Origin of the sequence: Mesorhizobium sp. M0408, from assembly GCF_040321495.1 — a bacterium.
GTDB lineage: Bacteria > Pseudomonadota > Alphaproteobacteria > Rhizobiales > Rhizobiaceae > Mesorhizobium.
In genome coordinates this window covers 85,321-92,536 of record NZ_JAMYRO010000027.1, presented here as the reverse complement: position 1 = coordinate 92,536, position 7,216 = coordinate 85,321, and the positions used below count along the sequence as shown (strand labels likewise).

At 61.9% G+C, this 7,216-nt stretch carries 4 protein-coding genes and 1 pseudogene; 3 read left to right on the top strand and 2 right to left on the bottom strand.

What is annotated here, in order from left to right:
• Positions 1–150: 150 nt before the first annotated feature.
• Together NKI67_RS26320 and NKI67_RS26315 are read right to left on the bottom strand one after the other, a co-directional pair.
• Positions 151–2,235: an ABC transporter substrate-binding protein gene (locus NKI67_RS26320; RefSeq protein ID WP_352647605.1), complete on the bottom strand. Its 2,085-nt coding sequence runs from the start codon at positions 2,233–2,235 to the stop codon at positions 151–153.
• A gap of 120 nt (positions 2,236–2,355) precedes the next feature.
• Positions 2,356–3,822, bottom strand: a complete 1,467-nt coding sequence (locus NKI67_RS26315; RefSeq protein WP_352647603.1) for an alpha-glucosidase/alpha-galactosidase — start codon at positions 3,820–3,822, stop codon at positions 2,356–2,358.
• Positions 3,823–3,893: 71 nt separating this feature from the next.
• On the opposite strand from NKI67_RS26315, the pseudogene NKI67_RS26310 reads away from it, so the two are divergent.
• The 3 genes and pseudogenes from NKI67_RS26310 (at position 3,894) to NKI67_RS26300 (ending at position 6,873) form a co-directional block, all read left to right on the top strand.
• Positions 3,894–4,897: pseudogene (locus NKI67_RS26310) on the top strand (AraC family ligand binding domain-containing protein).
• A 498-nt stretch (positions 4,898–5,395) separates the two neighbouring features.
• The gene (locus NKI67_RS26305; RefSeq protein WP_352647607.1) at positions 5,396–5,833 is read left to right on the top strand and encodes a CBS domain-containing protein; all 438 of its coding nucleotides are present in this window, start codon (positions 5,396–5,398) and stop codon (positions 5,831–5,833) included.
• Between the two features lie 113 nt (positions 5,834–5,946).
• Entirely contained in the window at positions 5,947–6,873 is a 927-nt protein-coding gene (locus NKI67_RS26300) for an NADP-dependent oxidoreductase (RefSeq protein WP_352647601.1), read from the top strand.
• The last annotated feature ends 343 nt before the right edge of the window (positions 6,874–7,216 follow it).

The window sequence follows — 7,216 nt, the reverse complement described above, 5'->3', positions numbered from 1 at the left end:
CCCTCATTTCTTTGCGTGTTTTCTACACCACACACGTCGGGGGGCGCTGCGGATGTCTCCCCGCGGGCGCTTTTTTCGCGGTTTGGGTGTTTTTTGGCCGCCCCCCCCCGCCGGGGGGCCCCCCGGAGTTCTCAGTCAGGGGAGGTAAACCTAGTTCATCGGGCCCTTGTCTCCGGGCTTGCCGGGAAGCTCTTCGGGGAACAGCTCGTATTTGGCCTGCTTGTCGGCAGCGACAAAGACCCGCTCGCGGACAATCGAATCCTCGGCCCAGTTGAACATGAAGATCGGCGTGCCCTGCGGGATGTTGGAGAAGCGTTTGTTGATGATCAGCGCGCCGGGATATTCCGTCAGGCCGACATTGTAGACGTGCTCGGTCGAGATCTTCTGGAACTCTCTCATCAGGCTGGCGCGCTCGTCATTGTCCGCGGACGAGACAAATTTGTTGACGATGTCGACGAGGTCCTTCTCGAAAGGCATCATATCGACCTCGCCGTTTTCCGGCGCACGATGGTCCCAACTGGTTCGTGGACCGACCGGGGCCAGTTGATCGGTATTCTGGACGACGGAAGTCAGCTCCTGATCGTTGCGCCGTACCAGCCAGTCGAAGCGGCCGGAGTATTGCGAGGCATCGCGCTGGGTGCCGTTGAGTCCGTTGAGCACGATCCGAAGCCCTAGCTTTTCCATCTGGGCGACTACACCTTCGGCAAGGCTCTTGTCGGTAGTGTAGTCGTTGTTGACGAGCATCACGATCTCGACATTCTTGCCGCCGGCGGTACCTGCAGGAAAATTGACGAAGCCGTCGCCGTCCGTGTCTTTCAGGCCTGCCTTGGCGAGTTCCGCCTTGGCGCCTTCGAGATCGAAGGGGTAGTAGACCGTCGACTTCCGGTCGTAGAAGCTCGTGCCCGAGGATAAGCCGCCCGGATAGATGGCAGTGAACGGACCCTTGACCAGCGAGTCGCCGAGCGCCTTGCGGTTCAGCGCCATGGTGACGCCCTTGCGGAAATCCTCGTTGCGGTTCAGCTCGCGTATCGCCTGTCCGCGCTCGTCGGGGTTGCCCCAGCCATTGGCTGAGAAATTCATGCGCAGATTATAGCCGATCAGCCGCGCGCCGAACGCAAGCCGTGCCGGTGCGTCCTTTTGCGCCGCGCGCTTCAGCGAGGCAACGAAGTTCTCCGGCTGCTCCAGATTGGAGAAGTCGCCGGCTCCCGCGACGGCCTGAACGTCGCGGTCGGCCCAGGTCGACAATTTGTAGTGCAGTTCATTGAGATACGGCAGTTGGTTGCCCTTCTCGTCGACCTTCCAATAGTACGGATTGCGACGCATGACGATGATGTCGTCGGGGCGGTATGCCACCGGCACCCAGGCACCCATCACCGGCATGTTCATATATTCCGGCGGGAACGCGTTCTTGAACTGCTCGTAGGTGTTCTTCGAATATTTCGGATGCTGCGGCTTGAGGATATGCGACGGGCCCGGACAGAAGGTGCCGTAAGCCATGGCGTAAAGGTATTGTTTCGGAAAGGCGTCCTTGAACGTCCACTCGACGGTGTAGTCGTCGATTTTCTTCAACGTCGTGCCGACGCCGAAGGTCTCCTGCGTCGCGCCGTTCAGCGGCGACACATTGGGGTCGATCACCTCGTCGTCCCAATAGAACATCACATCGTCGGCGTTGAATGGAACGCCGTCCGACCATTTCGCGCCCTCGACCAGATGCATCGTCAGCGTGTGGCCGTCCTTGGACCAGTCCCAACTCCTGGCGAGGTTCGGCAGCGGCTCCGTGTCCTTGGCCTCGACCTGGAAAAGCGGCGCGGTGCGCGTCAGGCATTCGGAAAGGCCGATGTCGATGCCGCCCCAGCCTTGCGTCTGGCCGGCGCCATAATTCCAGCCTTCCGGCCGGCCGCCGATGACATGGCGCATCGTATCGCCGTAAACGCCGATGCCATCCGGCATGTTGCCGGTCTTGAAGACCAGCGGCTCCTTCGGCAGCCGGTCCTTGACCGGCGGCAGCTTGCCTGCCTTGACGTATTTGTCGGTGACCCAATCGGGTTCGTGGTATTCCGGAAGTGCCTTGAACTCCAGGATGGAGTCGCGCGCGACGTATTTGATCTTTCCCTCGGCGGGAAATTGCGCGGGCACCGGCGGCACGGTCGGCTCGGATGCATACGCGTTCAGCGCCGAGGCCGAGACGCTAAGCGCCAGCCCGGCGAGAATGCCAATGTTTCGAAAATTCCTCATCGTCTCTCCTCCCTGTTGTTCAGGAGCGCGTTGACGCCGCTCCATTTCTCCTCGAACGAATGTACAGACGGGTGCGGAAAAATCCTCCCGAAAGCTCGCCGCGATCCGTCCTGGCGAAATTCAGACGGCCTGCTTGAGAGCCGTTTTTTCCGCACGCAATTCCTCGATCGAACGGACGTCGCGCCTTGCCGCACCGGCCCATTCGCGGGTCTTGACCCTGGATTTCGAAAGCCGCTCCCTCGCGGCCGGCACCGCATCGGCATATTGAGGCAGCCAGCGAGCCTGGGCGACGACCATTTCGTCCACCATTTGCCAAACCTCTTCCGGCGTCGAAACCGCGCCGACCAGCGGGTCGTGCAGGACGGCGAGCTTCAGCAGGTCGATATCGCCGGAGATCGCCGCATGAACCGACATGCGCTGGACGTTGATCGAGGAAGTGCAAGTAGCGGCGCAGGCCTCCGGCAGCGTGATGCCTGCAGCCATGTTGATGCCGAAGCGATCGACGAAGCCGGGCGACTCGATGATGGCGTCCTGCGGCAGGTTGGTGACGATGCCGTTGTTCTTGACGTTGAAATGGCCGCGATAAACGCGGTTCGTCTCCAGCGCCTCGAGAATGTGGCTGGCGTGCTCGTTGGAGCGCTTGGCGGGGTCTATCGGCCTGGCGGCGGATTCCAGAAATTGCGGGAACTCCGTTTCGAACCAGTTGCGTGTTTCGGTCGAATAACGAAGGTAGCCGCCGGTCTCGCCGTGGATCCAGTCGGACATGTCGATCCAGCGGGTGATTTCGTCCGGCCGCTTGCGATACCAGGGCAGGTATTCGGAAAGATGGCCGTTGCTTTCGGTCGAATAGACGCCGAAGCGCTTCAGGACATCGATGCGCAGCTTTTCCTGCTGCGAATAGACCGGATGCGCCTCGAAGGCGGCAACCAGCTCGTCCTTACCGATCTTGCGGCCGTTGAGACGCAGGTCGATGAACCAGGTCTGGTGATTGATGCCGGAGCAGACGTAGTCGAGCTCGGTGCGCGACTTGGCGCCGAGCACTTCGGCGATCTGGTCGGCGCCATGCTGGACGCCGTGGCAGAGGCCGACGGTATCGACCCTGCCATATTCGATCGCCGCCCAGGTGTTCATGGCCATCGGATTGGCGTAGTTCAGGAATTTCGCCCCAGGCTCGGCGACTTCGAGGATATCCTTGCAGAAATCGAGGATCACCGGAATGTTGCGCTGGCCATAGAGGATGCCGCCGGCGCAGATCGTGTCGCCGACGCACTGGTCGATGCCATACTTCAGGGGAATGCGGATGTCGTCCGCATAGGCTTCGAGACCGCCGACGCGAACGCAGCTGATGATGTAGCGGGCACCCTCGAGGGCAGCACGGCGGTCTGTCGTTGCCGTAACCTTGGTCGGCAGCCTGTTGAATTCGACGACCCTGTCGAGGATCGACTTGATCATCTGGAGGTTGCGCTCGCTGAGATCGGTCAATGCGAATTCGACATCCCTGAATTCAGGAACGCACAAAATGTCTGTGAAGAGCTTCTTGGTGAACCCGACGCTTCCCGCACCGATGATAGCGATCTTGAAACTCATCAGCCTCACCTCGACCTGATCGAACGCTAGGGCAAAGGCGGCGAAAAGAGGCCTGCCCCGCCTGCCACGCTATGCAGGCTGGAATCCGGCACTTCCTCCCCTCCGCTCTTTGACCGCGGTTTCTTTTGCTTTTCTCGAGGGATTATGCGCCTTATTCGGCACGCGACCAGAGAAGGATTATGCTTTTAGGGGTAATTTTGTGCTGCGGAACTTGATCGACATCGGGCCGGCGGGCAGGACGGTATCGCTGCCGCGCGGGCGCCAGCGCCTACACACCATGCCGACAAGCACCGGCTATGAAGTGCGCGAGAACGAGGTCTACGACTGGGATGGGCGCAAGCGCGGCCTGACGCCGTTTACCGTGCTCCAGCATACGATCAGCGGCACCGGCCGATTGCGCTACGAGAACCGGAACTACCGCCTGCAAAAGGGCGACACTTTGCTGGTTCTCGTGCCGCACAACCACCGTTACTGGCTGGCCAAGGGCGAGCGCTGGGAGTTCTTCTGGATATCGATGAACGGCGAGGAGGCACTGCGCATCCACAAGTCGATCCTTGCCGCCGTCGGTCCGGTGCTGCGGCTGCAGCCCTCGACGATCGATCATCTGGCTGATTGCAGTGTGCGCCTTATCACGGGCGCGGTCTCGCCGGGAGCCGCCTCGGCCGTCGCCTATGAAGCAGCCATGGCGCTCTACGACGATGTCTTCGGCTCGCATGCCGTCACCGACGACAAGAGCGCCATGCAGCCGGTCATCGATCACATCAGGGCCAATCTCGACAGGCCGCTCCGCGTTGCCGATCTCGCTGAGATCAGCGGCCTGAGCCGCGCGCATTTCTCGCGCTGCTTCGCCGAGAGTGAAGGTCTTCCGCCCGCCGAATTCGTGCTGCAGCAGCGACTGCAGCGCGCGGCGAAGTTGCTCACGAAGGCCGATTTCCTGCCGGTCAAGGAAGTCGCCATCATGTGCGGCTTCGAGGATGCCAATTACTTTTCGAAGGTCTTCCGCCGCCTCTACGGCATCAACCCGACGCAATTCCGCACCAACGGAATGTATGCCAGCCTGGGAACCGCCCGATAGATTGGCACCGCGCGTGGCGTCGGAAGCGGGAACGCTTTTGCTTCCCCTTGGTTTAGGACAAGAGAGCCTGATCGCCGCTGCGGCAACCCGCTCTTGGCGGAGATCAGGTCACAGTTGTCAGGGGAGTGACCGATGAACAATCCCGATCCGAATAACCCGAATCCACTGCCGGACAATCCCAATCCGGAGCCGGCCCGGCCGCCTGCCCCGCCGGAGACTCCGCCGGGAGAACCTCCAGGCGTACCCCCGCCCTCGCCGGATCCAATTCCGACGCCGGACCAGGAGCCGATCGGAGTTCCTCCCGGCACGCCTTCCGAAATTCCTTCCGAACCGACCTTTCCCGGGCCGACCGCCGGAAGGGCGGTCGGGTGGAGGATGGCAAGGGTGATTTCGGCGAAGCGCTCGAAACGGGTCTTGCCATGGAACGTTTTGCGCTGGCGCTCATTCACCCTTTCATCATGGAAACCGGCGGCGGGCCTGCAACCAACGGAGGTTAAAATGAAAGTCGGCAACTGCATGACAAAGGACGTCGAGATCGCCAGTCCGCAGCAAACCCTGCGCGATGCGGCAGAAATGATGGGTCGCCTCGACGCCGGCGCAATGCCGGTGGGCGAGAACGATCGGCTTGTCGGCATGGTAACCGATCGCGACATCGCAATCCGCGGCGTCGCCCAAGGCAAGACACCTGACGCCAAGGTACGGGAAGTGATGAGCACCGAGGTCAGGTATTGCTTCGAAGACGAAGACGCGCGGGATGTTCTGCGTAACATGGCTGACCTGAAAGTGCGCCGCTTGCCGGTGCTAAACCGCGACAAGCGCCTGGTCGGCATCGTTTCGCTGGGCGACCTCGCCACCAACAGCGAGACGGCGACAGCAGGTGAAGCGCTGAGCGGCATCTCGCAACCCGGCGGCGAGCATTCGCAAACGATACACTGACGGCGCACCACCGGCCGGCATTTGCTACGACCGAACCGCCGGCTGGATAGACGCCGGCCTGCCGGCGAAACTGTTCAGAGCGAACTGGACTGCAACCCGACGAGGAGCAAGCCATGATTACGATGAAGGCCGTCCGTATCCACGATTTTGGTGGGCCGGAGGTTCTTTCGCTGGACGCGGTTCCGTTGCCTCAGCCGCATGACGACGAGGTCACGCTCAAGGTCTACGCGGCAAGCGTCAATCCCGTCGACTACAAGGTTCGCGAGGGCTCTTCGGGCGCGGATCTGCCCGTCACGCTCGGCCGCGACGTATCCGGCGTGGTGGAACTGTGCGGCACGCGGGCCCATACGCTGAAGAAGGGCGATCCGCTATATGCCATGCTCGGCAACGACCGCGGCGGCAACGCCGAATATGTCGTCGTCAAGGCAACGGAGGCGGCGGCGAAGCCGCAACGCTTAAGCCACGCCGAAGCCGCCGCCGTGCCACTTGCGGGCCTTACCGCGTGGCAAGGCCTTTTCGATCACGGCGGCCTCAAATCCGGTCAGCGGGTCCTTATCCATGGCGGCGCCGGCGGCGTCGGTCATCTGGCGGTGCAGTTCGCAAAGGCCGCGGGCGCGTTTGTCGCGACGACCGTTTCCGCGCAGGATTTCGATTTCGTCCGCGCGCTTGGCGCCGACCAGGCGGTCGATTACAAGAACCAGCGCTTCGAGGAGGTTGTCGAGGACGTCGACCTCGTCTTCGACCTGGTAGCGGGTGAAACACAGGACCGCTCGTGGGACGTGCTCAAGCCCGGCGGGACGCTCGTCTCAACGCTTTCCGAACCGTCGGCGGAGAAGGCCCGCCTGCATCGGGCTCGCGGCGTTTCATATTTGACCAAGCCGAACGCGGCGCAGCTTGCCGAGATCAGCCGCCTCATCGACGCCGGGAAGGTCAGGCCATTCGTGCAGGCAATCTATCCTCTTGAGGAAGTCGCCAGGGCCGAGGAACAGCTCGAGAAGCAGCACACGCGCGGCAAGATTGTGCTTCAGGTAGCTGCCTGAGCACTCGCCGAACAACAGGCCGCAGGCCAGCTTGCGGAGTGCTCGGACACAGGCCGTTTCTGCTGTCCAGAAGCCCGGCGGCCGAGAGTTTGACACAGGACGGCCCGCCGGGCCTGGCCGGCTTAGGCAGGTGCCGGCTGAAGCAGCATGCGCCGGGTTTGTCGGGATGCGCAAATCAAACAAATCAAGGAGATGCAACGGATTGTGAGGCACGTCGCGACGACACCGTCGCACGGCCGCCGTCAGTTAACTGCGAAGCGAAGGGCACACCGTTTACCGACAAGCGGGCTAGGTTCCTACCGGCCGCAAGCCGCAAAAACCGCTTCAAACTGTCGGAAACGGG